The organism is Streptomyces ochraceiscleroticus (assembly GCF_000720485.1).
GTDB classification, from domain to species: Bacteria; Actinomycetota; Actinomycetes; order Streptomycetales; family Streptomycetaceae; genus Streptomyces; species Streptomyces ochraceiscleroticus.
In genome coordinates this window covers 69,950-94,083 of the sequence record NZ_JOAX01000002.1, presented here as the reverse complement: position 1 = coordinate 94,083, position 24,134 = coordinate 69,950, and the positions used below count along the sequence as shown (strand labels likewise).

Sequence of the window (24,134 nt, the reverse complement as noted above, 5' to 3'; positions counted from 1 at the left end):
CCTTACAGCTTCATCAGGCTGGCGTCGTCGACCGAGGCCGTATGGCGGGTACGGAAGATCGTCACGATGATCGCCAGGCCGACCACGACCTCGGCCGCGGCGACGACCATCGTGAAGAACGCGATGATCTGGCCGTCCAGATTTCCGTGCAGCCGCGAGAAGGCCACGAAGGCGAGATTGCAGGCGTTCAGCATCAGCTCGACGCACATGAAGAGCACGATGGCGTTCCGCCGGATCAGCACCCCGGCCGCGCCGATGGTGAACAGCAGGGCAGCCAGATAGAGGTAGTTGATCGGATTCATCGCGTGGCCTCCTCGCCGCGCTCCCGGACCTGCTCGCCGCGCTCGGTGCCTTCGCCGCGCTCCAGCCACTCCGAGGAGCGCCGCTCCAGCGCCGCCAGCTCCGCCAGCGACTCCCCCGACACGTCCCGGATCTGGCCGCGCTTGCGCAGGGTCGGGTTGACGGTGAGCTCGGAGGGGGTGCCGTCGGGCAGCAGACCGGGCACGTCGACCGCGTTGTGCCGGGCATACACACCGGGGGCGGGCAGCGGCACGACCTGCGTGCCTTCCCGTACGCGCTGCGCTGCCTGCTCGCGCTGGGTCTTGGCGCGCTCGGTGCGCTCCTTGTGCGTGAGGACCATCGCGCCGACCGCCGCGGTGATCAGCAGCGCGCCGGTGAGCTCGAACGCGAAGACGTACTTGGTGAAGATGAGGGCCGCCAGGCCCTGGACGTTGCCCCCGGCGTTGGCCTCGCCGAGGCCGTTGAAGTGCTTCACCGAGGCGTTGCCGAGGCCGGCGATCAGCAGGATGCCGAAGCCGAGTCCGGCACCCGCCGCCAGCCAGCGCTGGCCCTTGAGCGTCTCCTTGAGGGAGTCCGCCGCCGTGACGCCGACCAGCATGACCACGAAGAGGAAGAGCATCATGATCGCGCCGGTGTAGACGACGACCTGGACGATGCCGAGGAAGTACGCGCCGTTGGCGAGGTAGAAGACCGCCAGGATGATCATGGTGGCGGCGAGCGAGAGCGCGCTGTGCACCGCCCGCTTCATCAGGACCGTGGCCAGCGCGCCGACCACGGCGACCGTGCCGAGGATCCAGAACTGCACCGCCTCGCCCGTGGAGGTCGCGGAGGCCGCTGCCAGTACTGCGCTGCTCATGCCTCCACCCCCGTCCCCGCCGGGCGCTCGGCCGTGGGGGCCGGGGTCTCGGGCGTCCCGGCCCGCTCCTCGTCCGGCCGCTCGCCCTTGCTGACCGCGACCTGCCGCTCCGTGCCCGGCGCGGCCTCGCTCACCAGGCCGCTGTAGTAGTCCTTCTCCGTCATGCCGGGGAAGATCGCGTGCGGGCTGTCGACCATGCCTTCCTCCAGGCCCGCGAGCAGCTCCTCCTTGGTGTAGATGAGGGACTCGCGGGTGCGGTCGGCGAGCTCGTACTCGTTCGTCATCGTGAGCGCCCGGGTGGGGCACGCCTCGACGCAGAGGCCGCAGAGGATGCAGCGGAGGTAATTGATCTGGTAGACGCGGCCGTACCGCTCGCCGGGCGAGTAGCGCTCCTCGTCCGTGTTGTCCGCGCCCTCCACATAGATGGCGTCGGCCGGGCAGGCCCAGGCGCAGAGCTCGCAGCCCACGCACTTCTCCAGGCCGTCCGGATGGCGGTTGAGCTGGTGCCGGCCGTGGAAACGAGGCGCGGTCGGCTTCTTCTCCTCCGGGTACTGCTCGGTGAGCCGCTTCTTGAACATGGCCTTGAAGGTCACGCCGAAGCCGGCCACCGGATTCTGGAAATCAGACACCGTTGTCCCCCTTCCCACTTTCGTCACTGTCAGTATTGACCCCGCCACTGACAATCAGCTCGCGATCTTGGTGGCGTGGCCGCCTCCGCGGCACCGGCGGCAGGGTCTGACCGGGCAGCGGCGGTACGGGGAAGCCGCCCGCCATCGGGTCGAAGGGCTGCTCGGCGGCGGGTACTTCTTCCTTCTCGCTCTTGCGGAAGAAGTCCGCGACGAAGGAGATCAGCAGCAGGGCGACCGCGGCGCCGCCGACGTACAGCACGATCCGCTGGAAGTCGTACCCCTCGTTCCGCAGCGCCCGCACCGTCGCGACCAGCATCAGCCAGACCATCGAGACCGGGATGAGGACCTTCCAGCCCAGCTTCATGAACTGGTCGTAGCGGACGCGGGGAAGCGTGCCGCGCAGCCAGATGAAGAAGAAGAGCAGGAGCTGGATCTTGATGGTGAACCAGAGCAGCGGCCACCAGCCGTGGTTCGCGCCCTCCCAGAAGGTGCTGATCGGCCAGGGGGCCCGCCAGCCGCCGAGGAAGAGGGTGATCGCGACCGCCGAGACGGTGACCATGTTGACGTACTCGGCGAGCATGAACATCGCGAACTTGATGGAGGAGTACTCCGTGTTGAAGCCGCCGACCAGGTCGCCCTCGGACTCCGGCATGTCGAACGGCGCACGGTTGGTCTCGCCGACCATCGCCACGATGTAGATCAGGAAGGAGACCGGCAGCAGCGCGACGTACCAGGTGCTCTGCTGTCCGTCGACGATCGCCGAGGTGGACATCGAGCCGGAGTAGAGGAACACCGACGCGAAGGCCATGCCCATCGCGATCTCGTAACTGATCATCTGGGCGCACGAGCGGAGTCCGCCGAGCAGCGGGTACGTCGAGCCCGAGGACCAGCCCGCGAGCACGATGCCGTAGATGCCGACCGAGGCCGTGGCCAGGATGTAGAGCACGGCAATCGGCAGGTCCGTCAGCTGCATCGTCGTGCGCTGGCCGAAGATCGAGATCTCGTTGTCCGCCGGGCCGAACGGGATGACGGCGAACGCCATGAAGGCGGGGATGGCCGCGACGACCGGGGCGAGGACGTACACCGCCTTGTCCGCCCGCTTGACGACCACGTCCTCCTTCAGCATCAGCTTGATGCCGTCGGCGAGGGACTGGAGCATGCCCCAGGGGCCGTGCCGGTTGGGCCCGATGCGCAGCTGCATCCAGGCGACGACCTTGCGCTCCCAGACGATCGAGAAGAGCACGGTCAGCATCAGGAACGCGAAGCAGAAGACCGCCTTGATGACCACCAGCCACCACGGGTCGCGCCCGAAGACGCTCAGGTCCTCGGCGGCCAGCGCGATCCGGTCCGCGCCGAGCGCCAGCTGTTCCGCGGCGAGACTCATCATTCCGCCACCTCCGTGCCGTCCGCCGGGGCCGCCGGGCCCGCGGTCTTCGCGGCGACCGTCACCAGGTCACCGGGGTTCGCTCCGGTGTCGTACGGGACGCCGCCGCCCCGGGAGTTGAGCGGCAGCCACACCACCCGGTCGGGCATCTCGCTGACCTGCAGGGGGAAGGTCACCGCGCCGCGCGGGCCGGTGACCTGTACGTCCGCGCCGTCCTTGAGGCCCGCCTCGGCGGCGGTGGCGGCGGACATCCGGGCCACCGCGGCGTGCCGGGTGCCGGCCAGCGCCGCGTCGCCCTCCTGCATCCGCCCCTGGTCCAGCAGCAGCCGGTGCCCGGCGAGGACGGCCTCGCCCGCGCCGGGCCGGGGCAGCGCCCGCGCCTCGGTGCCGGCGAGCACGTCACCGGTGGCGCGCTGCCCGTCCCAGCCGCCGAGCCGGTCCAGCTCCGCCCGTACGGCGCGCACGTCCGGCAGCGCCAGACCCGGTACGGAGTCGTCCGCCACGGACATCGCGTCCGCGAGCATGTGCAGCACCCGGGCGTCGGGGAGCAGATGGCGGCGGGTCATCTGGTCCGGCTTGAGCGCGGCCTCGAAGAGCCGTGCCCGGCCTTCCCAGTTGAGAAACGTGCCGGCCTTCTCCACCACGGCGGCCACCGGCAGCACCACGTCGGCCCGCCGCGTGACCTCGCTCGGCCGCTGCTCCAGGCTGACCAGGAAGCCGACCGCGTCCAGTGCCTCGGCCGCGCGCCGCGGGTCGGGCAGGTCCTCGACCCCGACACCGGCCACCACCAGGGCGTTCAGCTCACCGATGGCCGCGGCCTCCAGGATCTGGCCGGTGTCCCGGCCGTGCCGGTGCGGCAGCGCGGCCACGCCCCAGGCGCGGGCGACCTCGTCGCGGGCGCGCGGGTCCGTCCCGGGCCGGCCGCCGGGCAGCAGCCCGGGGAGCGCGCCCGCTTCGACGGCGCCCCGCTCGCCCGCCCGGCGCGGGATCCAGACGAGCCGCGCACCGGTGGCCGAGGCAGCGCGTACCGCAGCGGTGAGCGCCCCCGGTACCGCGGCCAGCCGCTCGCCGACGACGATCACCGAACCCTCGGCCCGCAGCGCCTCGGCCGCGACCCGGCCCTCGCCTTCGAGCCCGACCCCGCCGGCCAGCGCGTCCAGCCACTCCGTCTCCGTACCGGGCGCCGCGGGCAGCAGCGTGCCGCCCGCCTTGATGAGCCCCCGGGTGGCGTACGAAGCGAGCCCGAAGGTCCGCTGGCGGTTCTTGCGGTGCGCCTTGCGCAGCCGCAGGAAGACGCCGGGCGCCTCCTCCTCGGCCTCGATACCGGCCAGCAGGACGGCCGGCGCGGCCGCCAGCGAGCGGTACGTGACACCCTGTCCGTCGAGGTCACGGCCGTGCCCCGCGACCTGCGCCGCGAGGAAACCGGCCTCCTCCGCGCTGTGCACGCGGGCCCGGAAGTCGATGTCGTTCGTGTCCAGGACGGTGCGCGCGAACTTGGCGTACGCGTAGGAGTCCTCGACGGTGAGGCGGCCGCCGGTCAGCACCCCGGCCCGGCCGCGCGCTGCGGCGAGCCCGCGGGCCGCCGCCTCCAGCGCCTCGGGCCAGCTCGCCGGTACCAGCTCACCCGAGGACGCGTCCCGGACGAGCGGCGTCTCCAGCCGGTCGGGCAACTGCCCGTACCGGAAGGCGAACCGCCCCTTGTCGCAGATCCACTCCTCGTTGACCTCGGGGTCGTCCGCCGCGAGCCGCCGCATGACCTTGCCGCGCCGGTGGTCCGTACGCGTCGCGCAGCCGCCCGCGCAGTGCTCGCACACGGACGGCGAGGAGACCAGGTCGAAGGGGCGGGAGCGGAAGCGGTACGCCGCCGAGGTCAGCGCGCCGACCGGGCAGATCTGGATGGTGTTCCCGGAGAAGTACGACTCGAACGGGTCGCCCTCCCCCGTGCCGACCTGCTGGAGCGCGCCGCGCTCGAGCAGCTCGATCATCGGGTCGCCCGCGACCTGGTTGGAGAAGCGGGTGCAGCGGGCGCACAGTACGCAGCGCTCGCGGTCCAGCAGCACCTGCTGGGAGATCGGCACCGGCTTCTGGAACGTGCGCTTCTTGCCCTCGAAGCGGGAGTCGGCCTGCCCCGCGGACATGGCCTGGTTCTGCAGCGGGCACTCGCCGCCCTTGTCGCAGACCGGGCAGTCCAGCGGGTGGTTGATCAGCAGCAGCTCCATCACACCGCGCTGCGCCTTCTCGGCGACCGGCGAGGTGAGCTGGGACTTCACGACCATGCCGTCGGTGCAGGTGATCGTGCAGGAAGCCATCGGCTTGCGCTGGCCCTCGACCTCGACGATGCACTGGCGGCAGGCGCCGGCCGGGTCCAGCAGCGGGTGGTCGCAGAAGCGCGGGATCTCGATGCCGAGCATCTCGGCGGCCCGGATGACCAAGGTGCCCTTGGGCACGCTGATCTCGATGCCGTCGATGGTCAGCGACACCAGGTCTTCGGGCGGGACCGCCGCCTCGCCGCCCCCGGAGGGCGCGTTGTTAGTGGTCACTGTCATGCGTTCACCTCCAGGTGCTTGTCGGCCCAAGCGGTGGACTTGGCCGGGTCGAAGGGGCAGCCCTTGCCGGTGACGTGCTGCTCGTACTCCGCGCGGAAGTACTTGAGCGAGGAGAAGATCGGCGAGGCGGCGCCGTCACCGAGGGCGCAGAAGGACTTGCCGTTGATGTTGTCGGCGATGTCGTTCAGCTTGTCGAGGTCCGCCATGCGGCCCTTGCCGGCCTCGATGTCCCGCAGCAGCTGGACGAGCCAGTACGTGCCCTCGCGGCACGGCGTGCACTTGCCGCAGGACTCGTGCGCGTAGAACTCGGTCCAGCGCGTCACCGCCCGGACGACGCAGGTGGTCTCGTCGAAGCACTGGAGGGCCTTGGTGCCGAGCATCGAGCCGGCCGCGCCGACGCCCTCGTAGTCCAGCGGGACGTCCAGGTGCTCGTCGGTGAACATCGGCGTGGACGAGCCGCCGGGGGTCCAGAACTTCAGCCGGTGGCCGGGGCGGATGCCGCCGCTCATGTCGAGGAGCTGGCGCAGCGTGATGCCGAGCGGGGCTTCGTACTGGCCGGGATTGGTGACGTGGCCGCTCAGCGAGTACAGCGTGAAGCCCGGGGACTTCTCGCTGCCCATCGAGCGGAACCATTCCTTGCCCCGGTTCATGATGGCGGGAACCGACGCGATGGACTCGACGTTGTTCACGACAGTGGGGCAGGCGTAGAGGCCAGCCACCGCGGGGAAAGGGGGACGCAGCCGGGGCTGTCCGCGCCGGCCTTCGAGGGAGTCCAGCAGCGCGGTCTCCTCGCCGCAGATGTACGCGCCCGCGCCCGCGTGCACGGTGAGTTCCAGATCGAGTCCGGACCCCATCACGTTCTTGCCGAGGTAGCCCGCCGCGTACGCCTCGCGTACGGCCTCGTGCAAGCGCCGCAGTACGGGCACGGTCTCGCCGCGCAGATAGATGAACGCGTGCTCGGACCGGATCGCGTGACACGCGATGACGATGCCTTCGATGAGCGCATGCGGGTTCGCGAAGAGGAGCGGGATGTCCTTGCAGGTCCCGGGCTCCGACTCGTCGGCGTTGACAACAAGATAGTGCGGCTTGCCGTCCCCCTGGGGGATGAACTGCCACTTCATGCCCGTGGGGAAGCCGGCGCCGCCGCGGCCGCGCAGCCCCGCGTCCTTGACGTACGCGATGACGTCGTCCGGGGCCATGGCCAGGGCCTTGCGCGCGCCCTCGTAGCCTTCGTGCCGCCGGTAGGTCTCCAGGGTCCAGGAGTTCGGCTGGTCCCAGAAGGCCGACAGGACGGGGGTGAGCAGCTTCTCCGGGCTGGTCTCTCCTCCGGCCTCCGGCTGGGAGTGGCCCCCGTATTCGGTGGACAACGTCATCACTCTCCCTCCTCGGCAGCGGGTCCGGCGGGGTGGTGAGGATCGGAGGCCGAGGTGTCGCGGGGCGCGTCGTGCGAGCTCGGGTGGGTGGCCGGAGCCTCGCCGGGCGCGCGCCCGGAAGGCGCCTCGTCCGTCGGCCGGGCACCGTCGCGCGGGGCGACGACGTGGTCCGTGCCGCCCGGCAGCTCCTCGCCCTTGGCCAGCCGGAGTCCGGCGAGCGAGGCGGCCCCCGCGCTGCCGGTCGCCTCGACCGCGCCCTCCCGCCGGTCGGGGAAGCCGGCCAGGATGCGGGCCGTGTCCTTGTACGTGCACAGGGGCGCGCCGCGGGTCGGCGCGACGGGCCGCCCGGCCCGCAGGTCGTCGACCAGTTGCTTCGCGCTCTCCGGCGTCTGGTTGTCGAAGAACTCCCAGTTGACCATCACGACGGGCGCGTAGTCGCAGGCGGCGTTGCACTCGATGTGTTCGAGGGTGACCTTGCCGTCGGCGGTGGTCTCGTCGTTGCCGACGCCGAGGTGTTCCTTCAGCTCGTCGAAGATCGCGTCGCCGCCCATGACGGCGCAGAGGGTGTTGGTGCACACCCCGACCTGGTAGTCACCGCTCGGCTTGCGGCGGTACATCGTGTAGAAGGTCGAGACGGCCGTGACCTCGGCGGTGGTGAGGCCCAGCAGCTCCGCGCAGAAGCGGATGCCCGTACGCGTGACGTGGCCTTCCTCGGACTGGACGAGGTGCAGCAGCGGCAGCAGGGCCGAGCGAGAGCCGGGGTAGCGGGCGATCACCTCCTTCGCGTCCGCTTCGAGCCGGGCCCGTACGTCGGCCGGGTAATCGGGGGCGGGGAGCTGCGGCATCCCCAAGCTCACCTCTGGATTGCCGGATGTGGCTGTCACCGGTCGACGCCTCCCATCACGGGGTCGATGGACGCGACGGCGACGATGACGTCGGCGACCTGGCCGCCTTCGCACATGGCCGCCATGGCCTGCAGGTTGGTGAAGGAGGGGTCGCGGAAGTGGACGCGGTAGGGGCGGGTGCCGCCGTCGCTGACCGCGTGCACGCCCAGTTCGCCCTTGGGGGACTCGACGGCCACGTACGCCTGGCCGGGCGGGACCCGGAAGCCCTCCGTCACCAGCTTGAAGTGGTGGATCAGGGCCTCCATGGAGGTGCCCATGATCTTCTTGATGTGGTCCAGGGAGTTGCCGAGGCCGTCCGGGCCGAGCGCGAGCTGCGCGGGCCAGGCGATCTTCTTGTCCCCGACCATGACCGGGCCCGGCTCCAGCCGGTCCAGGCACTGCTCGACGATCCGCAGGGACTGCCGCATCTCCTCCAGGCGGAGCAGGAAGCGGCCGTAGGCGTCGCAAGTGTCGGTGGTCGGGACCTCGAAGTCGTAGGTCTCGTAGCCGCAGTAGGGGTCGGACTTGCGCAGGTCGTGCGGGAGGCCGGCGGAGCGCAGGACCGGCCCGGTGGCGCCGGTGGCCAGGCAGCCGGACAGGTCCAGGTGGCCGATGCCCTGCATGCGGCCCTTGAAGACCGGGTTGCCGGTGGCGAGCTTGTCGTACTCGGTGAGGTTCTTGCGCATCTTCTTCACGAAGGCGCGTACCTGGTCGACGGCGCCGGGCGGCAGGTCCTGGGCGAGGCCGCCGGGCCGGATGAACGCGTGGTTCATGCGCAGGCCGGTGATCAGCTCGTAGATGTCCAGGACCAGTTCGCGGTCGCGGAAGCCGTAGATCATGATCGTGGTGGCGCCGAGCTCCATGCCGCCGGTGGCGATGCACACCAGGTGGGAGGAGAGCCGGTTCAGCTCCATCAGCAGCACGCGGATGATCGTGGCCCGGTCCGGGATGTCGTCCTGGATGCCGAGCAGCTTCTCCACGGCCAGGCAGTACGCCGTCTCGTTGAAGAACGGCGTCAGGTAGTCCATCCGCGTGACGAAGGTCGTGCCCTGGGTCCAGGTGCGGTATTCGAGGTTCTTCTCGATACCGGTGTGGAGGTAGCCGATGCCGCAGCGGGCCTCGGTGACGGTCTCGCCGTCGATCTCCAGGATGAGCCGGAGCACGCCGTGCGTGGAGGGGTGCTGCGGGCCCATGTTCACGACGATGCGCTCGTCGTCGGCCTTGGCGGCGGCCTCGACGACCTCGTCCCAGTCGCCACCGGTCACCGTGTAGACGGTGCCCTCCGTGGTCTCGCGGGGAGTCGCATGGGAAGTGGACGAAGTGGACATCAGCTGTACGACCTCCGCTGGTCGGGAGCCGGGATCTGGGCGCCCTTGTACTCGACGGGGATGCCGCCGAGCGGGTAGTCCTTGCGCTGCGGGAAGCCCTGCCAGTCGTCCGGCATCATGATCCGGGTGAGCGCGGGATGGCCGTCGAAGATCAGCCCGAAGAAGTCGTAGACCTCGCGCTCGTGCCAGTCGTTGGTCGGATAGACGCTGACGACCGACGGGATGTGCGGATCGGCGTCGGGCGCGGAGACCTCCAGCCGGATCAGCCGGGTGTGGGTGATCGACCGCAGGTGGTAGACGGCGTGCAGCTCGCGGCCCTTGTCACCGGGGAAGTGCACGGCGCTGACGCCGGTGCACAGTTCGAAGCGGAGGGCCGGGTCGTCGCGGAGCGTCTTCGCGACGACGGGGAGGTATTCGCGCGCGATGTGGAACGTCAGCTCATCACGGTCCACGACCGTCTTCTCGATGACGTTCTCGGGGAGGAGGCCCTGTTCCTCCAGCGCGCCTTCGAGCTCGTCGGCCACCTCGTCGAAGTAACCATATGCGCCTCCGGCGCCTGGCCCCCCGTACGGCCGGGAGGTGGCGCCGGGCAGCCGTACGGTCCGTACGAGACCGCCGTATCCCGAGGTGTCGCCCCCGTTGTTCGCGCCGAACATGCCGCGCCGGGTGCCGATGATCTCGCCCTGGTCGCCGCGCTGGCCGGGAAGGTTCTGCGCGTTGAGGTCCTTGTCGGGATTGACCCCGTTGGCCCCGGTGCCGTTCTTCGGCCCGTTCGCACCGTTTTTCGGGTCGCTCACCGCAGCAGCCCCTTCAGCTCGATCGTCGGGAGTGCCTTGAGCGCCGCTTCCTCCGCCTCGCGGGCCGCCTCCTCGGCGTTGACCCCGAGCTTGGAGCCCTGGATCTTCTCGTGGAGCTTGAGGATGGCGTCCATCAGCATTTCGGGGCGGGGCGGGCATCCCGGGAGATAGATGTCGACCGGGACGATGTGGTCCACACCCTGCACGATGGCGTAGTTGTTGAACATTCCGCCTGTAGAGGCACAGACGCCCATGGAGATGACCCATTTCGGGTTCGGCATCTGGTCGTAGACCTGGCGCAGGACGGGCGCCATCTTCTGGCTGACCCGGCCGGCCACGATCATCAGGTCGGCCTGCCGGGGCGAGCCGCGGAAGACCTCCATGCCGAAGCGGGCCAGGTCGTAGCGGCCGGCGCCGGTGGTCATCATCTCGATGGCGCAGCACGCGAGTCCGAACGTCGCCGGGAAGACCGATGACTTGCGCACCCAGCCCGCGGCCTGTTCGACGGTGCTCAGCAGAAAGCCGCTGGGCAGCTTCTCTTCAAGTCCCATTGGGTGACCCCTAGTCCCATTCCAGGCCGCCACGCCGCCATACGTAGGCGTAGGCGACGAAGACGGTGAGCGCGAAGAGCAGCATCTCGACGAGCCCGAACAGCCCCAGGGCGTCGAAGGTGACGGCCCAGGGGTAGAGGAAGACGATCTCGATGTCGAAGACGATGAAGAGCATCGCCGTCAGGTAGTACTTGATCGGAAAGCGACCGCCGCCTGAAGGCTGTGGGGTCGGCTCGATCCCGCACTCGTACGCCTCGAGCTTGGCCCGGTTGTAGCGCCTGGGTCCGACGAGCGTGGCCATGACGACAGAGAAGATCGCAAAGCCTGCCCCGAGGGCTCCCAGTACGAGGATGGGCGCATAGGCGTTCACCGTCCTCGCTCCCTTCAGTCGACGATGACTGGTTGGCGGTCCGGCCGCGGGCCCGTTCACTCCTCGACGGATCTCGACAGAGATCACCGCTATGTGAGGCAGTTCACAAGCCCTGGCCGCCTGCATCCTATGCCCGTGAGTCTGTGATCTGCGACACGGGGTGCGACAACGCCTTTGTGATCTCCACCACCTGACGAAGGATCATGAAGTCGGATCAGCGGTGATCTTCGCACCCGAAGCGCTCGAGTGATCACTTGAAGTGACAAACGCAGCGGTTGCCGCTGGTCAAGAGGATGCCCCCTCTATCAAGAGCTACGCTCCGCAAGCAAATTGGCGCTGGACATCGTCAACTGCTAGCGCGCGCCCACCCGTCCGCGTGACCTAGTCGTGACCCGGCCGTGATCGCCGGTACGTGCATTGCTTCACGAGCGCGCATCACGAGGACATAACGGTCACTCAGGAGTGAGCTATCCCACGCGTCTCACGCTTCTAAAACCTTGACGGTAGGGAAGCCTTGGCGTGTCGGTTGCGAAGGTGGTAAGTGCCGTGCTGGGGCGCATCGAGCGGTAAATGCCGTGCGCAGGAACATGATCACGAAATTCGGACACCCCCTCGGCCGACACGCCGCTGGCCGATTGGTCCGGTTTGTTCGCCGTGTACGCGTCAAAAGTGGTGCACACCACCTTTGTTGGCAGCAACCTGGGGCTCCTGATAGCCGTGGTGCCATGTCCCCGAACGCACTCATACCCAGCCACCGGAAGCCCCGCCGCTCCGCGACTTCGCGAGCCGTGCGCGCAGGGTTCACCGGTGGCATCCTCACGCTGGCGGTGACCGGTACCGCCGTCCCCGCGAACGCCGCCGAGAAGTCGCCCTCCGAAACCCAGGAGATGCCGACCATCAGCGCCACGCTCGCGACGTCCGTGGCGAAGACCGCGGACACCACCCAGCAGGTTGCGGACCAGTACGAGCTGCAGGCCGCGCAGGACTCGGTCTTCTCCAAGGCCGAGAAGGCCGCTCAGAAGGCCAAGGACAAGGCCGTCGAGGCCAAGCGCAAGGCCGAGGCGGAGAAGCGCGCCGCCGCGGCCCGCAAGGCCAAGGAGGCCGAGCAGGCCCGCGCTTCGCGCTCCGCCGACCGCGGCCCCCTCCTCTCCGCCTCCGCCTCGGTCGACACCGGCTCCCTCTCCGGCTCCACCGCCTCCCTGGTGAGCTTCCTCAAGGCCCAGGTCGGCAAGGCGTACGTGAGCGGCGCGACCGGCCCGTCCGCGTACGACTGCTCCGGCCTCACCCAGGCCGCGTTCCGGCAGATCGGCATCGACCTGCCGCGCGTCTCCCAGGACCAGTCGACCGCCGGCACCCAGGTGGGCCTGGACAACCTCCAGGTGGGCGACATCCTCTACTGGGGCAGCGCGGGCAGCGCGTACCACGTCGCGGTCTACATCGGCGACGGCCAGTTCATCGGCGCGCAGAACTCCAGCACCGGCGTCGTGCAGCGCGACATGAGCTACGACCAGCCGACGGGCGCCGTCCGCGTCCGCTGAGACCCTTCCCCGAGGTCGCACGCATCACGAAGGGCCGTCGTTCCCCCGCTCGGGAACGACGGCCCTTTCGGCGCGCTTTGCGGTACCAGGACCGCTTATGCGTTCACTGCTCGCGCGGCTTGACCTCGGCCATCTCGCCCCAGCCGGTGCCCTCGGTCTCGACGTTGATGATCTCCGGGGTGCTCGCGACGAGGCCGGACATCAGCTCGATGGCCTCCTTGAAGTGGTCGGACTGCACGTGCGCCGCGCCCGCCTCCTGGCCCGCGAACGCCTCCAGCAGCACGAACTGGTTCGGGTTCTCCGCGCTCCGGGACCACTCGAAGAAGATGTTGCCCGGCTCGGCGCGGGTGGCGAGCGTGAAGGGCTCGGTCAGCGACAGCCACTGGTCGCTCTTCTCGGGCCGGACGGTGAACTTCACAGCGATGAAAATCATGCGACCACTGTGCGCCGCGGGCGGCCCCGTCGCGAGCCGACGGGCCCGCCATTCCACCGATGCCGGAAAACCGGTACGGGGGAACCCGCTGCGGGTGCGGCTGCCCGGCTGTTCAGGACCCGGCCGCCGCGCGGGTCAGTACGGAGGCCAGTTCGCCCCGGCGCGCGGGGTAGTCGGCGGTCGGCAGGGACACCGACAGCGCGCGGAGGGAGCCGTCGGGGCCCTCGCCCGGGAGGCGGACGGCGAGACAGGTGTGGGCCGGGTCGGTTTCGCCGACCGACACGGCCAGCCCCTCCCGGCGCACCCGCACCAGCTCCGCCTCGAAGCGCTCGGGCGAGGTGATCGTACGGTCCGTCAGCCGGGGCAGGCCGTGCGCGTCGAGGTAGCGGCGGCGCGCGGGCCGGTTCAGCGCGGCGAGCAGCACCTTGCCGTGTGCGGTGGCGTGCGCGCCGTGGTCGGGCCCCACCGCGAACGGCCCGCCGGCCGCGGACACCGGCAGCGTGCTGTCGACGACCGCGATCCGCCCCTGACCCACCGCGCTGAGGTACGCGTGCGTCCCGGTCGCGCGCCGTACGTGCCGCAGCAGCTCGCGCGCGTCCTCCTCGATACCGGTCTGCCGCTGGAACGCCCGGTACAGCGCGGGGACCCGGTGCCCCAGGACGTAGCCACCGCCCGTACGCCGCACGTGCCCGCGTGCGGTCAGCGGTCCCAGCAGGTTGTAGACCGTGGACAGTGAACAGCCCAGCCGCCGGGCCAGCGCCTTGGCCGGCACCGGCCCCGCCGACCCGGCCACCGCGTCGAGCACGTCCAGCGCCCGGTCGACGGAGAGCGGTCCGTTGGCGGGTGCGGCGGACATGGTCCCTCCGGGCGTCTCGGGGCGGCAGTTGCTTGCGGTTCCAGGATCCCTCACCGCGGCCAGAGCGTGCTCTGCCGGTTGGCCTCCCGGACCTTCGCGCTCAGCTCCGCCCGGCGGTCGTCCTCCCCCTGCGCCTCGTCCGTCCGGTCCACCGCCTCGGGACACTCGGCCCCCTCATCCCGTTCATCCCGTTCGCCCCCCTTCGAGCCGTCGCTCATGACATCCCCCCTCGCAGCCGGCGCCGTGCCCTCGCCATCCTCATGGTTCACGCTCCGTGTTCCACTCGGCGCTGTGTGTGCTCCTCCCCAGCCTGGCCGCCCGCACGCCTGCACGGCAGTAGGCACAATCCGCCAACTTCACGTGTCAAGGACGGCCTTGAGACAGCCGGGAGCCGCGCGGGGACGAAAGGGGCGCGAAAGCACGGTGCCGCCACCGGCAGGGCCGATGGCGGCACGTCAGGCCGTACGCGCGCGGGTCACGCCTTGGGCGCGACCTTGCTCAGGCCGTTGATGATGCGGTCCATCGCGTCGCCGCCGGTCGGGTCGGTGAGGTTGGCCAGCATCTTCAGGGTGAACTTCATCAGCAGCGGGTGGGTGAGGCCGCGCTGCGTGGCCAGCTTCATGATCTTCGGGTTGCCGATGAGCTTCACGAAGGCGCGGCCCATCGAGTAGTAGCCGCCGTAGGTGTCCTTGAGGATCTTCGGGTACCGCTGCAGGGCCAGCTCGCGCTGGGCGTACGTGGCGCGCGCGTGCGCCTGCACGATGACGTCCGCGGCGATCTGGCCGGACTCCATGGCGTACGCGATGCCCTCGCCGTTGAAGGGGTTCACCAGGCCGCCCGCGTCACCGACCAGAAGGAGGCCCTTGGTGTAGTGCGGCTGGCGGTTGAAGGCCATGGGGAGCGCCGCGCCGCGGATCGGCATCGTCATGTTCTCCGGCGTGTAGCCCCAGTCCTCCGGCATGGAGGCGCACCACGCCTTGAGGATCTCGCGCCAGTCCAGCTCCTTGAAGGAGCTGGAGGTGTTCAGGACGCCGAGGCCGACGTTCGACGTGCCGTCGCCCATGCCGAAGATCCAGCCGTAGCCGGGCAGCAGCCGGTCCTGCGGGCCGCTGCGGTCCCACAGCTCCAGCCAGGACTCCAGGTAGTCGTCGTCGTGGCGGGGCGAGGTGAAGTACGTGCGGACCGCGACGCCCATCGGGCGGTCCTCGCGGCGGTGCAGGCCCATCGCCAGGGAGAGGCGCGTGGAGTTGCCGTCGGCGGCGACCACGAGCGGGGCGTGGAAGGTGACCGGGGTCTTCTCCTCGCCGAGCTTGGCGGTGACGCCCTCGATGCGCCCGGTCAGGTCGTTGACGACCGGGCCGCTGACGTTGCAGCGCTCGTACAGCCGGGCGCCGGCCTTCTGCGCCTGGCGGGCGAGCTGCTCGTCGAAGTCGTCACGCTTGCGGACCAGGCCGTAGTCCGGGTACGAGGCCAGGTCCGGCCAGTCGAGCTGGAGCCGGACGCCGCCGCCGATGATGCGCAGGCCCTTGTTGCGCAGCCAGCCGGCCTCTTCGGAGATGTCGATGCCCATCGAGACGAGCTGCTTGGTGGCGCGCGGGGTGAGGCCGTCGCCGCAGACCTTCTCGCGCGGGAAGGCCGTCTTCTCCAGCAGGAGGACGTCCAGGCCGGCCTTGGCGAGGTAGTACGCAGTGGTCGAGCCGGCCGGGCCGGCCCCCACGACGATCACATCGGCGGTGTGCTCGGAGCGGGCCTGGGTCGCGGTGGCGGCATCGGTCACGTCGGTCACGGCGTTGTCTCCCGGAACTCGATATCTGGGTGCCGACCGGCACTGGACCCGTGCAGTCTATGCAGGCGTACCTGATCGGATTCCGAAGGGTTGGTCCATGCAGAAGCCGCTTCCCCCCGTCGAGCTGCGCGTCCCCACCGAGGAGGACGCATGGAACTGGCACCGGGTCTTCGACGACCCGGAGGTGATGGAATTCCACGGCGGCGCGTCCGCCGAGCCGTCGGTCTACGAGGAGCTGACCGCGCGTCAGCGCCGCCACCACGCCGAACGCGGTTACTGCCTCTACACCATCGTCGACCCGTCGGACGGCGCGGTGATCGGCTTCGCGGGCGCGCAGCCGTGGCCGCGGACGGAGTGGGGGCCGGTCGGCGAGATCGAGATCGGCTGGCGGCTGGGCCGGAAGTACTGGGGCAAGGGCTACGCCACCACCGTGGCCCGGCGCGCCCTGGAGGACGTGCGGGCCGCGGGCGTACGGCACGTCGTGGCGATGGTGCACGCCGAGAACGCGCGCTCGATCGCGGTCACCCGGCGGCTCGGGATGCGGCAGGCGGAGACCTTCGTCTCCCCCGTGTCGAAGGTGACGGGCCTGTGCCACCGGCTGGACCTGTGAGAGCCGGCGGAGCGCGCCGCGCCGGCTCAGGCGGCCGGCTTCGTCCCCCGGTGCAGCGCCACGATCCCGCCCGTGAGGTTGCGCCAGGCCACCTTCTGCCAGCCCGCCTTCTGGAGCAGCGCCGCCAGGGCGGGCTGGTCGGGCCAGGCGCGGATGGAGTCGGCGAGGTAGACGTACGCGTCGGGGTTGGAGCTGACGGCGGTCGCGACCGGGGGCAGCGCGCGCATCAGGTACTCGGTGTAGACGGTCCGGAAGGGCGCCCACGTCGGCTGGCTGAACTCGCAGATGACGACCCGGCCGCCGGGCTTGGTGACGCGGTACAGCTCGGCCAGCGCGGCGTCGGTGTCCTGCACGTTCCGCAGCCCGAAGGAGATCGTGACGGCGTCGAACGAGTCGTCCGCGAAGGGCAGCTTGGTCGCGTCCCCCGCGGTGAACGGCAGCCACGGCTGCCGCTTCTTCCCCTCCCGGAGCATGCCGATGGAGAAGTCGCACGGCACGACGTACGCCCCGGTCCGCGCGAACGGCACGGACGACGTGCCCGTACCGGCCGCGAGATCGAGCACCCGCTCGGCGGGCCGCGCCCCCACGGCCTTGTCCACGGCCTTGCGCCACAGCCGCGCCTGCCCGAGGGACAGCACGTCGTTGGTGAGGTCGTACCGTTCCGCCACGTCGTCGAACATCGAAGCGACTTCGTGCGGCTGCTTGTCCAGAGATGCTCGGGTCACGGGCCCATTGTTCACCACGGCGTGCGGCGCCCGGGCTCACCCCCGGCGCCGGTACACCAGCCGGCCGCCGAGGACCGTCACCAGGCAGGCGCCCGACGTGGCGAAGACCGCGAAGTCGGCCGGGGCGCCCGGGGCGAGGGGGACCGGGGTCTCCCGCAGGCCCGACCTGCTCACCGCCGTGCGGACCGATGGGTGGGTGAAGGGGCCCGTCAGGGATGTGGTGCCGGTGGAGAGGAGGCGTTGGAGGCCGCGGCGGGCGCTGGCTCCCCAGCGGGTGTCGGTCATGGCGAGGGCCGTCAGTGCCGCGCCCGTCAGGGGTTCCGTGCCCAGCTCGGCGGCCTCGCGCGGGTCGGGGTGGTAAGCGGCTTCCAGGTACGCCGCGGCGTCGGGCTCGTGCCGGCCGGGGGTGAGGACGCCGTCCCATTCCCGTACGCGGGCCCGCGCGCCGTACTCCGCCGCCAGCTGCTCGTACGGGCCGATGGCCGCGATGCGCGCGCCGTCGACGACCACCGCGTCCGCGTCCTCCGCCGAGACGTCCTCGACCGCCCGGACGCGGTGAATCGTCAGCACAGTCCGCGGCTCAGTTCGTCTCGACGAGCTTCAGCTCGGGGTGGGCCGTGCCGCCCTCGATGGCGGTGGAGGAGATGTGCGAGGCGACGCGGTCGTCGACCGGGTCGTTCGCCGGGTCGTCGTGGACGACGAGGTGCTCGTACGTGGTCGCGCGCTGGGCGGGGACACGGCCCGCCTTGCGGATCAGGTCGATGATCTCCTGGCGGTTGGAGCGGTGCTTGGCACCGGCCGAGGAGACGACGTTCTCCTCCAGCATGATCGAGCCGAGGTCGTCCGCGCCGTAATGGAGGGAGAGCTGGCCGATCTCCTTGCCCGTCGTCAGCCAGGAGCCCTGGATGTGGGCGACGTTGTCCAGGAAGATGCGGGCGATCGCGATCATCCGGAGGTACTCGAAGATCGTGGCCTGCGTGCGGCCCTTCAGGTGGTTGTTCTCGGGCTGGTAGGTGTACGGGATGAAGGCGCGGAAGCCGCCCGTACGGTCCTGCACGTCGCGGATCATGCGCAGGTGCTCGATGCGCTCGGCGTTGGTCTCGCCCGTGCCCATCAGCATCGTGGAGGTCGACTCCACGCCGAGGTTGTGGGCGATCTCCATGATCTCCAGCCAGCGCTCGCCGGACTCCTTGAGGGGAGCGATCGCCTTGCGGGGGCGCTCGGGGAGGAGTTCGGCACCGGCGCCCGCGAAGGAGTCGAGGCCCGCGGCGTGGATGCGGCGGATGGCCTCCTCGACGGAGACACCCGAGATGCGGGCCATGTGCTCGACCTCGGACGCGCCGAGGGAGTGGATGACCAGCTCCGGGAACTCCTTCTTGATGGCGGCGAAGTGCTCTTCGTAGTACTCCACGCCGTAGTCCGGGTGGTGGCCGCCCTGGAACATGATCTGCGTGCCGCCCAGCTCGACGGTCTCCGCGCAGCGGCGCAGGATGTCGTCCAGGTCGCGGGACCAGCCCTTGGCGGTGTCCTTGGGCGCGGCGTAGAACGCGCAGAACTTGCACGCCGTCACGCACACGTTGGTGTAGTTGATGTTCCGCTCGATGATGTACGTCGCGATGTGCTCCGTACCGGCGTAGCGGCGGCGGCGCACGGCGTCGGCGGCCTTGCCGAGGGCGTGCAGCGGCGCGGAGCGGTACAGCTCGACGGCTTCCTCGGGGGTGATCCGCCCGCCCTCCGCGGCGCGGTCGAGTACGGACTGGAGGTCGGCGTTCTCGGTCACCGGGCGTCCCTTTCGAGGTTCTTGGGCGGGCATGCGTAACGACCGATCCAGCCTACGCCAGGGCTTTTGCGGCCCGGCCACCTGCCACCGTCACCGGCCGGCGGCGCCTGCCGGAAGGGGCCGGCGCCAGGGGTCGGCAGGAGGGGTTCTCGGCCTTCTTGCGGTGAAAAGCAGTGGGCGGAATTCCCGGGTACGGCGGCGGCCGGAAATGCCGCACGGCGCCGGAATCCGCCCCTTCGTTCGTTAAACATTCACCAAGAATTCCGGGGCGGAATCCCGGACCGAAGGACGGCAAGGAAGGACGTCCCGGAAGGAGCGGAAGAAGATGTATAGGGCAAGAAAAAAGGGAGGGGCCGGCGCCTCGCACGAGCGGCCGGCCCCCCGGTGTCGTGCGCTCGGGTCAGGCGCCCAGCAGATCCACCCGTACGTCCGCCGGGAAGCCCGTCGTCGGGCCCGTGCGGCGGGCGAATTCCGTGACGCCGCGGAGCTGGTCGGGGCCGAAGCGGAAGTCCAGCGTGGTGAAGTACTTGGCGAGGACCTCCTCGTCGAAGTGCTCCCAGCGCGCCGCCTGCTCGGCGACCTTGCCGACCTCCTCCAGGGACAGGTCGCGGGAGGCCAGGAACGCCTCGTGCACCTTCTGTACGACGACCGGCTCGCGCTCCAGGTAGTCGCGCCGGGCCGCCCACACCGCGAAGACGAACGGCAGGCCGGTCCAGTCCTTCCACATCTGGCCGAGGTCGTGCACCTCGAGGCCGAGACGGGGCGCCTCGTGCAGGTTGGCGCGCAGCGCGGCGTCCCCGATGAGGACCGCGGCGTCCGCCTCCTGCATCATCACGCCCAGGTCGGGCGGGCAGGTGTAGTAGTCGGGCGTGACGCCGACCTTCTCGGCGAGCAGGAGTTGCGCCAGCCGTACGGAGGTGCGCGAGGTCGACCCGAGCGCGACCCGGGCGCCGTCCAGCTTGTCCAGCGGCTTCTGCGAGACGATCACGCAGGACATCACCGGGCCGTCGCAGCCGACCGCGATGTCGGGGAAGGCGACGAGCTGGTCGGCGTGCTTGAGGAACTCGACGAGGGTGATCGGTCCCATGTCCAGCTCGCCGCTGACCAGCTTCTCGTTGAGCTGGTCGGGGGTGTCCTTGGTGAGCTCCAGGTCGAGCAGGGTGCCCGTACGGGCCAGGCCCCAGTAAAGGGGCAGGCAGTTCAGAAACTGGATGTGGCCCACCCGCGGCCGGGTCCGGCGGTGGCCGGAGGTCGGTGCGGGTGCGTCTCCTACGGTTGAATTGTCCACATGTGGAGGCTAGACCCGCGGGGCGCGCCGCGAGGCAGCGGGGGCCTCCGTGCGGCGCCGAGAACCGCAGGGAACCGCGGCGAGAACCGGACCGGAACCCCGGGAAGAACCGGGCGGGACGCATGGCGAGAACCGACCGCGAACCCCGGCACGAAGATAAACGTGATCTTTGGCTCTTCCGCCTTCTGAGCGCACCGTGCTAGGCTCAGCGCAAGTTGCAGTTTGGTTTCCCTTGCAGTACAGAGCCTGCGGATCATGTGACCCGCAGGCATTTGTAGTTTTCAGACTTCATTGCAGGTTCTGGAGCAGGGCAACCCTTTGGCCCAAGGAGGGCTTATGGCTACCGGAACCGTCAAGTGGTTCAACGCCGAGAAGGGCTTCGGCTTCATCGCCCAGGACGGCGGCGGCCCCGATGTCTTCGTCCACTACTCCGCGATCAACGCCTCTGGCTTCCGCTCCCTTGAGGAGAACCAGCAGGTGAACTTCGACGTCACGCAGGGTCCGAAGGGCCCGCAGGCGGAGAACGTCACCCCGGTCTAAGTTGCCCGGGCCGGCCGGTCGCGGCCGTTAGTAGCAGTACCCAAGGAGCCCTGCTCCGCCATCTCGGTGGCGAGCGGGGCTCCTGCCTTTTCCGCCTTTCCCGCACCGGCTCCACGAGCCGGCGTCCGACAAAAGGGGCAGAAAAGGTGAAGCCCCGCGCCGCCTCCCCCACAGAGGCGACACGGGACTCCAGTCTGACGCGCCCGGTCCGACGGACGACGGGCGGGGTCGGTTCCGCGCTCAACTACTTTCGTACAGCGCCTCGATGTCTTTCGCATAGTCCCGTGCAATGGCCACTCGCTTCAGTTTCAACGACGGCGTGAGGTGGCCGGCCTCCTCGGTGAAGTCGGCGGGCAGCACGGCGAAGCGGCGGATGGACTCGGCGCGCGAGACGAGCCGGTTCGCGTCGTCGACGGCGCGCTGCAGGTCGGCGCGGAGCCGCTCGTCGTGCACCAGCTCCGCGAGCGGCACGTCCTGCTTCTTCTGCATCTGCCGCCAGTGCGCGAGCCCGTCCGGCTCCAGGGTGAGCAGCGCGGTGATGTACGGGCGGTTGTCGCCGATCACCAGGCACTGGCCGACCAGCGGGTGCGCGCGCAGCCGGTCCTCCAGCGGCGCGGGCGCCACGTTCTTGCCGCTGGCGGTCACGATGATCTCCTTCTTGCGGCCGGTGATGGTCAAGTAGCCGTCCGCGTCCAGCGTGCCGAGGTCGCCGGTGGCGAACCACGCCTCCTCGTCGACGGCCGGGACGGCGGTCCCGCTCGCCGCGTCCCAGTACCCGCTGAAGACCTGGCCACCGCGGAGCAGTACCTCCCCGTCCTGCGCGATGCGGACCGCGCTGCCCGGCAGCGGCCAGCCCACGGTGCCCAGGCGCGGTTTGAGGGGCGGGGTGACGGTGGCGGCCGCGGTGGTCTCCGTCAGGCCGTACCCCTCGAAGACCTGGATGCCGGCGCCCTCGTAGAACGCGGCCAGCCGCCGGCCGAGCGGGGAGCCGCCGCAGATCGCGTAACGGACCCGGCCGCCCAGCGCCGCGCGGATGCGGCGGTAGACGAGCGGGTCATACAGGCTGCGCGCCGCGCGCAGGCCGAGGCCCGGACCGGGCCCGGTGCCGTGCTCCGCGGCCTCGACCGCCTCGCCGTAACGGCGGGCGATCCGCGCCGCGCGGTCGAAGGAGGCGGCCCGGCCCATCTTCTCGGCCGTGGCCCGGCCGGTGTTGTGGACCTTCTCCAGTACGTACGGGATGGCCAGCAGGAACGTCGGGCGGAACCCGGCCAGGTCGGCGAGCAGCTCGTCCGTCTGGATGCTGGGCGCGTGGCCCAGCTTCACGCGGGCGCGCAGGCAGCCGACCGCGACCATCCGGCCGAAGACGTGCGAGAGGGGCAGGAAGAGCAGGGTCGAGGCGGGGTCCTTGCTGACCGACCTGAAGACGGGGTGCAGCAGTTCGATGGAGTTGTCGACCTCGGCGAAGAAGTTGCCGTGGGTCAGGACGCAGCCCTTGGGGCGTCCGGTGGTGCCGGAGGTGTAGATGAGGGTGGCGGTGTCGGCGGGGCCGCGTCCGGCGCGCCGCTTGGTCACCTCGTACGCGGACAGGTCGCGGCCCGCCGAGGTGATCTGGGCGACGGCGCCGGTGTCGAGCTGCCAGAGCTGGGCGAGGTCCGGGAGGCCGCCGCGTATCCCGCTGATCATGCGAGTCTGCTCGACGTTCTCCACGACGCAGGCCCGGGCGCCGGAGTCCTGCAGGATCGACTGGGCCTGGTGGGCCGAGGAGGTCGGGTAGAGGGGGACGGTGACCAGCCCCGCCGCCCAGGACGCGAAGTCGATCAGGGTCCACTCGTAGCTGGTACTGGCCATGATGGCGAGCCGGTCGCCGGGGCGCAGTCCGTGGGCGATCAGGCCCTTGGCGAGGGCGAGCACCTCGTCGGCGAAGTCGGCGGCGGTCACGTCGCGCCAGCTTCCGTCGTACTGCTTGCGGCCGAGGACGACGTCGGTGGGGGCCGCGGCGGCGTTGTCGAAGGGGATGTCGCCCAGGGAGCCGGTGGGGACGGCGGGGGCGAGCGGCGGGACGAAGACCTCGCGGACGACACCGTCCTCGACGGTCTTGCGCGGCGGGACCAGTGCGGGCGTGGCGGGTGGTGCGGCTTCCTGGCTGGACACGAGCGGCTCCTTCGGTGCTGCTGCGGTACGGCTCTTCGGCTGCTGCTGGGGACGACGCTGCTGCTGGGTACGGCGTGGTACGGGCTGCCCGGCTGCCCTGGCAAGGTCCTTGCGCGGGTTACTGCGCGCGTTCGAGGACCGCCGTCACGCCCAGGCCGCCCGCCGCGCAGATCGAGATCAGGCCGCGTACGGGCCTGCCGTCGGCGGCCGGTTCCCGTTCGGCCAGCAGCTCGGCGAGGGTGGCGACGATGCGGGCGCCGGTCGCGGCGAAGGGATGGCCGGTGGCGAGCGAGGACCCGGCGACATTGAGCCGGTCGCGGTCGACGGGCGCCAGCCCCTGCTTCTCCCAGGCGGCGAGGGTGGCGAGCACCTGGGAGGCGAACGCCTCGTGAATCTCGATCAGGTCGAAGTCCTCGATGCCGAGCCCGGCCCGCTCCAGCATCCGCGGCACGGCGTACGCGGGCGCCATCAGCAGCCCGTCGTCCCCGTCCACGTAGTCCACGGCGGCCGTTTCGTACGCGGTGAGGTAGGCCAGTGGCGCAAGGCCGCGCGCGGTCGCCCACTCCTCGCTCGCCAGCAGCACGGTCGCCGCGCCGTCCGTCAGCGGCGTGGAGTTGCCCGCCGTCATCGTGGCGTCGCCGTCCCGGACGCCGAAGACCGGCTCGAGCCGGGCCAGCTTCTCCACCGTCGAGTCCGGCCGCAGATTCTGATCGCGGTCCAGACCCCGGAAGGGGACGACGAGGTCCTTGAGGAAACCGCGGTCGTAGGCGGCGGCGAGCCGCTGGTGGCTGGTCGCGGCCAGGGCGTCCTGATCCGCGCGCTGGATGCCCCACTTCTTGGCCGTACGGGCCGCGTGCTCGCCCATGGAGAGTCCGGTGCGCGGCTCGGCGTTGCGGGGGATCTCGGGGACGAGGTGGCGCGCGCGTATACGGGAGAGCTGCTTGAGGCGGGCGCCGGCCGACTTCGCGCGGCGGGTGGCCAGCAGGATCTTCCGCAGCTCCTCGTTGACGCCGAGCGGGGCGTCGCTGGCGGTGTCGGAGCCGCCGGCGATCGCGCTGTCCGTCTGGCCGAGCGCGATCTTGTTGGCGGCGGCGATGACGGCCTGCAGGCCGGTGCCGCACGCCTGCTGGATGTCGTACGCGGGGGTGCGCGGATCCAGCCCCGAGCCGAGCACCGTCTCGCGGGCCAGATTGAAGTCGCGGCTGTGCTTGAGCACCGCGCCCGCGACGAACTCGCCGATCCGCTCGCCCTCCAGGTCGAACCGCTCGACCAGGCCGTCCAGCGCGGCGGTCAGCAGCTCCTGGTTGGAAGCGGTGGCGTACGGGCCGTCCGAGCGGGCGAAGGGAATGCGGCTGCCGCCGATCACCGCGACCCGCCGGATGCCCGCGGCGCTCTCCTGCGTACTCATC

General features: G+C 70.5%; 23 protein-coding genes and 1 pseudogene. 3 read left to right on the top strand and 21 right to left on the bottom strand.

Features of this window, described 5'->3' with window-relative positions; translation table 11 throughout:
• Positions 1-2 precede the first annotated feature (2 nt).
• The 11 genes from nuoK to IG84_RS0102515 are packed head-to-tail and all read right to left on the bottom strand — an operon-like array spanning position 3 to position 11,018.
• Positions 3-302, bottom strand: coding sequence for an NADH-quinone oxidoreductase subunit NuoK (gene nuoK / locus IG84_RS0102565; protein ID WP_030262617.1), 300 nt, complete (start codon positions 300-302; stop codon positions 3-5).
• On the bottom strand, positions 299-1,156 hold the full coding sequence (locus IG84_RS0102560; RefSeq protein WP_031050819.1) for an NADH-quinone oxidoreductase subunit J: 858 nt from the start codon (positions 1,154-1,156) through the stop codon (positions 299-301). The genes nuoK and IG84_RS0102560 overlap by 4 nt, the downstream gene beginning before the upstream one ends.
• Positions 1,153-1,785 carry an NADH-quinone oxidoreductase subunit NuoI gene (nuoI, locus tag IG84_RS0102555; RefSeq protein WP_037799110.1) on the bottom strand — a complete coding sequence of 211 codons (633 nt, stop codon included), beginning with the start codon at positions 1,783-1,785 and terminating at the stop codon, positions 1,153-1,155. The genes IG84_RS0102560 and nuoI overlap by 4 nt, the downstream gene beginning before the upstream one ends.
• Entirely contained in the window at positions 1,778-3,169 is a 1,392-nt protein-coding gene (gene nuoH / locus IG84_RS0102550) for an NADH-quinone oxidoreductase subunit NuoH (protein ID WP_051861306.1), read from the bottom strand. Before nuoH ends, nuoI begins: the two co-directional genes overlap by 8 nt.
• Positions 3,169-5,715: an NADH-quinone oxidoreductase subunit G gene (locus IG84_RS0102545; RefSeq protein WP_031050813.1), complete on the bottom strand. Its 2,547-nt coding sequence runs from the start codon at positions 5,713-5,715 to the stop codon at positions 3,169-3,171. Before IG84_RS0102545 ends, nuoH begins: the two co-directional genes overlap by 1 nt.
• Entirely contained in the window at positions 5,712-7,088 is a 1,377-nt protein-coding gene (gene nuoF / locus IG84_RS0102540) for an NADH-quinone oxidoreductase subunit NuoF (RefSeq protein WP_031050811.1), read from the bottom strand. The genes IG84_RS0102545 and nuoF overlap by 4 nt, the downstream gene beginning before the upstream one ends.
• Positions 7,088-7,933 carry an NADH-quinone oxidoreductase subunit NuoE gene (gene nuoE / locus IG84_RS0102535; protein WP_037799107.1) on the bottom strand — a complete coding sequence of 282 codons (846 nt, stop codon included), beginning with the start codon at positions 7,931-7,933 and terminating at the stop codon, positions 7,088-7,090. Before nuoE ends, nuoF begins: the two co-directional genes overlap by 1 nt.
• Before the next feature lie 35 nt (positions 7,934-7,968).
• Complete coding sequence (locus tag IG84_RS0102530) at positions 7,969-9,300, bottom strand: NADH-quinone oxidoreductase subunit D (RefSeq protein ID WP_031050803.1); 1,332 nt, start codon at positions 9,298-9,300, stop codon at positions 7,969-7,971.
• Positions 9,300-10,097: an NADH-quinone oxidoreductase subunit C gene (locus IG84_RS0102525; protein WP_031050800.1), complete on the bottom strand. Its 798-nt coding sequence runs from the start codon at positions 10,095-10,097 to the stop codon at positions 9,300-9,302. Before IG84_RS0102525 ends, IG84_RS0102530 begins: the two co-directional genes overlap by 1 nt.
• Positions 10,094-10,648: a NuoB/complex I 20 kDa subunit family protein gene (locus IG84_RS0102520; protein ID WP_030262584.1), complete on the bottom strand. Its 555-nt coding sequence runs from the start codon at positions 10,646-10,648 to the stop codon at positions 10,094-10,096. The genes IG84_RS0102525 and IG84_RS0102520 overlap by 4 nt, the downstream gene beginning before the upstream one ends.
• A 10-nt stretch (positions 10,649-10,658) precedes the next feature.
• On the bottom strand, positions 10,659-11,018 hold the full coding sequence (locus IG84_RS0102515) for an NADH-quinone oxidoreductase subunit A (protein ID WP_030262580.1): 360 nt from the start codon (positions 11,016-11,018) through the stop codon (positions 10,659-10,661).
• Between the two features lie 725 nt (positions 11,019-11,743).
• Between IG84_RS0102515 and IG84_RS0102510 the strand changes: the two genes are divergently transcribed.
• Entirely contained in the window at positions 11,744-12,556 is an 813-nt protein-coding gene (locus tag IG84_RS0102510; protein WP_031050797.1) for a C40 family peptidase, read from the top strand.
• A 103-nt stretch (positions 12,557-12,659) separates the two neighbouring features.
• On the opposite strand, the gene IG84_RS0102505 is transcribed toward IG84_RS0102510, so the two are convergent.
• From IG84_RS0102505 to IG84_RS0102490, 4 genes and pseudogenes are all read right to left on the bottom strand, one after another.
• Positions 12,660-12,989 (bottom strand): putative quinol monooxygenase, encoded by a 330-nt coding sequence (locus tag IG84_RS0102505; RefSeq protein WP_031050794.1) that lies wholly within the window; start codon positions 12,987-12,989, stop codon positions 12,660-12,662.
• A 112-nt stretch (positions 12,990-13,101) separates the two neighbouring features.
• A complete protein-coding gene (locus IG84_RS0102500; protein WP_031050791.1) occupies positions 13,102-13,845 on the bottom strand; it encodes an IclR family transcriptional regulator in 744 nt (247 codons plus the stop codon).
• A gap of 50 nt (positions 13,846-13,895) precedes the next feature.
• Complete coding sequence (locus IG84_RS40410; protein WP_157848803.1) at positions 13,896-14,063, bottom strand: hypothetical protein; 168 nt, start codon at positions 14,061-14,063, stop codon at positions 13,896-13,898.
• A gap of 257 nt (positions 14,064-14,320) precedes the next feature.
• Positions 14,321-15,673: pseudogene (locus IG84_RS0102490) on the bottom strand (geranylgeranyl reductase family protein); the annotation flags it as partial.
• Between the two features lie 55 nt (positions 15,674-15,728).
• On the opposite strand from IG84_RS0102490, the gene IG84_RS0102485 reads away from it, so the two are divergent.
• Positions 15,729-16,241, top strand: a complete 513-nt coding sequence (locus IG84_RS0102485; RefSeq protein ID WP_031050784.1) for a GNAT family N-acetyltransferase — start codon at positions 15,729-15,731, stop codon at positions 16,239-16,241.
• 26 nt (positions 16,242-16,267) lie between these two features.
• On the opposite strand, the gene IG84_RS0102480 is transcribed toward IG84_RS0102485, so the two are convergent.
• The 4 genes from IG84_RS0102480 to IG84_RS0102465 all read right to left on the bottom strand — a co-directional run bounded on the left by IG84_RS0102480 (position 16,268) and on the right by IG84_RS0102465 (position 20,034).
• Positions 16,268-16,966, bottom strand: coding sequence for a demethylmenaquinone methyltransferase (locus tag IG84_RS0102480; protein ID WP_031050781.1), 699 nt, complete (start codon positions 16,964-16,966; stop codon positions 16,268-16,270).
• A 36-nt stretch (positions 16,967-17,002) separates the two neighbouring features.
• Positions 17,003-17,536 (bottom strand): imidazolonepropionase-like domain-containing protein, encoded by a 534-nt coding sequence (locus tag IG84_RS0102475; protein ID WP_031050778.1) that lies wholly within the window; start codon positions 17,534-17,536, stop codon positions 17,003-17,005.
• 10 nt (positions 17,537-17,546) lie between these two features.
• Positions 17,547-18,746 carry a cyclic dehypoxanthinyl futalosine synthase gene (gene mqnC, locus IG84_RS0102470; RefSeq protein WP_031050775.1) on the bottom strand — a complete coding sequence of 400 codons (1,200 nt, stop codon included), beginning with the start codon at positions 18,744-18,746 and terminating at the stop codon, positions 17,547-17,549.
• 400 nt (positions 18,747-19,146) lie between these two features.
• Positions 19,147-20,034 (bottom strand): menaquinone biosynthetic enzyme MqnA/MqnD family protein, encoded by an 888-nt coding sequence (locus IG84_RS0102465; protein ID WP_051861304.1) that lies wholly within the window; start codon positions 20,032-20,034, stop codon positions 19,147-19,149.
• A gap of 336 nt (positions 20,035-20,370) precedes the next feature.
• On the opposite strand from IG84_RS0102465, the gene IG84_RS0102460 reads away from it, so the two are divergent.
• Positions 20,371-20,574, top strand: a complete 204-nt coding sequence (locus tag IG84_RS0102460) for a cold-shock protein (RefSeq protein ID WP_003984261.1) — start codon at positions 20,371-20,373, stop codon at positions 20,572-20,574.
• Positions 20,575-20,814: 240 nt separating this feature from the next.
• Here IG84_RS0102460 and IG84_RS0102455 read toward each other — a convergent pair whose 3' ends face one another.
• Both IG84_RS0102455 and IG84_RS0102450 read right to left on the bottom strand, forming a co-directional pair.
• Positions 20,815-22,725, bottom strand: coding sequence for an AMP-dependent synthetase/ligase (locus IG84_RS0102455; protein WP_031050770.1), 1,911 nt, complete (start codon positions 22,723-22,725; stop codon positions 20,815-20,817).
• Positions 22,726-22,843: 118 nt separating this feature from the next.
• On the bottom strand, positions 22,844-24,133 hold the full coding sequence (locus tag IG84_RS0102450) for an acetyl-CoA C-acetyltransferase (protein WP_031050767.1): 1,290 nt from the start codon (positions 24,131-24,133) through the stop codon (positions 22,844-22,846).
• Between the last annotated feature and the right edge of the window lies 1 nt (position 24,134).

Excerpts from the sequence above, each read along its gene's own strand:
- nuoK (WP_030262617.1), bottom strand. The coding sequence starts at position 302 with ATGAATCCGATCAACTACCTCTATCTGGCTGCCCTGCTGTTCACCATC.
- IG84_RS0102560 (WP_031050819.1), bottom strand. The coding sequence starts at position 1,156 with ATGAGCAGCGCAGTACTGGCAGCGGCCTCCGCGACCTCCACGGGCGAG.
- nuoH (WP_051861306.1), bottom strand. The coding sequence starts at position 3,169 with ATGAGTCTCGCCGCGGAACAGCTGGCGCTCGGCGCGGACCGGATCGCG.
- IG84_RS0102545 (WP_031050813.1), bottom strand. The coding sequence starts at position 5,715 with ATGACAGTGACCACTAACAACGCGCCCTCCGGGGGCGGCGAGGCGGCG.
- nuoF (WP_031050811.1), bottom strand. The coding sequence starts at position 7,088 with ATGACGTTGTCCACCGAATACGGGGGCCACTCCCAGCCGGAGGCCGGA.
- nuoE (WP_037799107.1), bottom strand. The coding sequence starts at position 7,933 with ATGCCGCAGCTCCCCGCCCCCGATTACCCGGCCGACGTACGGGCCCGG.
- IG84_RS0102530 (WP_031050803.1), bottom strand. The coding sequence starts at position 9,300 with ATGTCCACTTCGTCCACTTCCCATGCGACTCCCCGCGAGACCACGGAG.
- IG84_RS0102520 (WP_030262584.1), bottom strand. The coding sequence starts at position 10,648 with ATGGGACTTGAAGAGAAGCTGCCCAGCGGCTTTCTGCTGAGCACCGTC.
- IG84_RS0102510 (WP_031050797.1), top strand. The coding sequence starts at position 11,744 with ATGTCCCCGAACGCACTCATACCCAGCCACCGGAAGCCCCGCCGCTCC.
- IG84_RS0102505 (WP_031050794.1), bottom strand. The coding sequence starts at position 12,989 with ATGATTTTCATCGCTGTGAAGTTCACCGTCCGGCCCGAGAAGAGCGAC.
- IG84_RS0102500 (WP_031050791.1), bottom strand. The coding sequence starts at position 13,845 with ATGTCCGCCGCACCCGCCAACGGACCGCTCTCCGTCGACCGGGCGCTG.
- IG84_RS40410 (WP_157848803.1), bottom strand. The coding sequence starts at position 14,063 with ATGAGCGACGGCTCGAAGGGGGGCGAACGGGATGAACGGGATGAGGGG.
- IG84_RS0102485 (WP_031050784.1), top strand. The coding sequence starts at position 15,729 with ATGCAGAAGCCGCTTCCCCCCGTCGAGCTGCGCGTCCCCACCGAGGAG.
- IG84_RS0102460 (WP_003984261.1), top strand. The coding sequence starts at position 20,371 with ATGGCTACCGGAACCGTCAAGTGGTTCAACGCCGAGAAGGGCTTCGGC.
- IG84_RS0102450 (WP_031050767.1), bottom strand. The coding sequence starts at position 24,133 with ATGAGTACGCAGGAGAGCGCCGCGGGCATCCGGCGGGTCGCGGTGATC.